Raw genomic sequence first — 2,211 nt, 5'->3', positions numbered from 1 at the left:
GTAGGGAGGGGGCGATTCTTAAATTATTTAGTAAAAAAATCACAGTTTGGGAGTATTGTTGGTAATTCGATCGCACAGATGTCTGTCCTCCTCCTTCACTTCGGCATTTGTTCGCAAATAATCTCGCACCCAGTCGCAACCAAAAGCCAGGGGGTCTGTATTGAGAATGCGCTTCACATTCCACAAAATCGCCATTTGGTCGTGGCTGGCGGAGACAAGGAAAGTGCCGTCGGGACTGAAGGAAACTCCCATCACCACATTTGTATGCCCCGTGAGCGTCGTCAGCAAGATGCCGTTTCTGTTCCAGAGTTTCACCGTGTTATCCATACTTGCCGTAGCGACGATCTCACCATCCGGGCTAAAGGAAACTCCCATCACTGACTGTGTGTGACCTTTAAGGGTTCGCAGGAGTTGTGAAGAGTGAGAAATCGAGGTGTCAATAAGAGTCTCGGAGGCATCTAATTTCCAGAGTTTGACAGTGCCATCTGTACTGGCTGAGGCTAGAGTCTTGCCATCGGGACTGAAACTGACCCCCATACTCATAGCCTGATGGGCATCAATCACCTGCAACAAAGTGCCATCGGGCTTCCAGATAGCGATCGCGCCGCTACTAGCGATGGCGGCTAGAGCTTTTCCATCAGGACTAAAGGCTACATCCCAGAAGGAGCTTCCATCTAGCTTCAGAGTTCGCAGTAACACACCGTCTGGCTGCCAGAGTTTCACCGTGCCGTCTGGGCTTGCGGAGGCAAGAATTTTATTGTCAGGACTCCAAGTAATTCCGTAAACTACACCTTTGTGGGCGTTGATTTCTCGCAGGAATCTGCCATCCTTGTCCCAGAGTTTAACTGTTTTTTCCCCGCCCACGGCAATGAGTTTACCGTCAGGACTGAATGCCAGATTCCAAAGCTCTCCTGTACCCTCCTGAAGCGTCTTGTGCAATGTGCCATCTGGCCGCCAAAGTTTCACCGTGCCGTCTAGACTTGCAGTGGCGACAAGTTTACCATCAGGAGCGAAAGCAGCAGCATGAACAGCAGCATCGTGACCTAGCAGGGGCAAGAAAAAAATGTTTTTCGGCTGCCAAAGTTTGACATCATTTCCTATACCCAGCGAAGCAATTGATTTGCCGTCAGGACTGAAAGCGATATTCCACACGGCACCGCGATGCCAGGGAAAAGTTCTCAGCTCTTTGCCGTCTTTGCTCCAAAATTTGATGGTTCGATCCTCGCTGCCTGAGGCGATAATCTGACCGTCGGGACTGAAATCTAGACTTTTAACGCCAGATGCGTGACCCTTAAGGGTTCCTAGGGGCTGTAACTCTTCGTCTGACGGGGCATGGGAGGGCCAAAGTTTAACAGTCTTATCCATGCTGGCGGAGGCAAATATCTCGCCCTGCGGACTGAACTCGATCTCCCAAATGGCAGCGCTATGGCCTTGAAACCTTCGCACTAACTTTACGGAGCTCCAGAATGACCCGTCTTTTTTCCACAATCGGATCGTCCCCTGCGCACTTCCGCTAAGGAGCATTTCCCCGTCGGGGCTAAAGCTCAGGCTCCTCACCGTATCGGTGCGATCGAGAATGGTTAATAAATTGCCGTTTTTGTCCCAGAGTTTAACGGTGTTATTCTCACCGGATGTGGCTAAAGTCTCGCCATCTGGGCTGAACGCCACACCGTTAAACTCCTTACTGTGTCCCTCAAGGCTGTGCAGGAGTTTGGGGCCGTGCCAAGAAGTTCCCTCTCGCTGCCAAACTTTAACTGTGCCATCTCCACTGGCGCAAGCGAGGAGTTTACTGTCGGGGCTAAAAGCTATCCTCCACACCATACCGTTGTGGGGAAGAGTCGCAACAAGGGTGCCATCTCGCTGCCAGAGTTTGACCGTGTTATCTGTACTTGAGGAGGCAATTGTCTGAGCGTCGGGACTGATTGCTAATCTATACAGTAACCCCTGATGTCCTGACAAGCGGTTGAACTCCGAGGCTCCATAAACGGCCTGCTCTAGTAATAATTGCACGCGATTTTCGAGTGCGGGATTTGCCCCACCGAGTTGTTGCAGTTTGCGCTTGGCAATGATTGCGGCAATGAGGCTGTCTAATTTTTCCTCTAAGGTGAAGAGGGTTTCGGAGGAGGTGGCGATCGCTTCTACCTCACTTATGGTTGCGTGGCGATATTGCCAAAATGCTGCTGTTCCGAAAAAGAGGGCGATCGCTAATGC

Annotated in this window: 1 pseudogene; it reads right to left on the bottom strand. The window is 51.1% G+C overall.

From position 1 onward, the window contains the following. Positions 1–39: 39 nt before the first annotated feature. Positions 40–2,211 (bottom strand): annotated as a pseudogene (locus QUB56_RS36750) (WD40 repeat domain-containing protein); the annotation flags it as partial.

The sequence above is a fragment of the Microcoleus sp. AR_TQ3_B6 genome, from assembly GCF_036702785.1.
Lineage (GTDB): Bacteria > Cyanobacteriota > Cyanobacteriia > Cyanobacteriales > Microcoleaceae > Microcoleus.
Note: the sequence above shows the minus strand (reverse complement) of the source record. Positions and strands in the feature narration are given on the sequence as shown.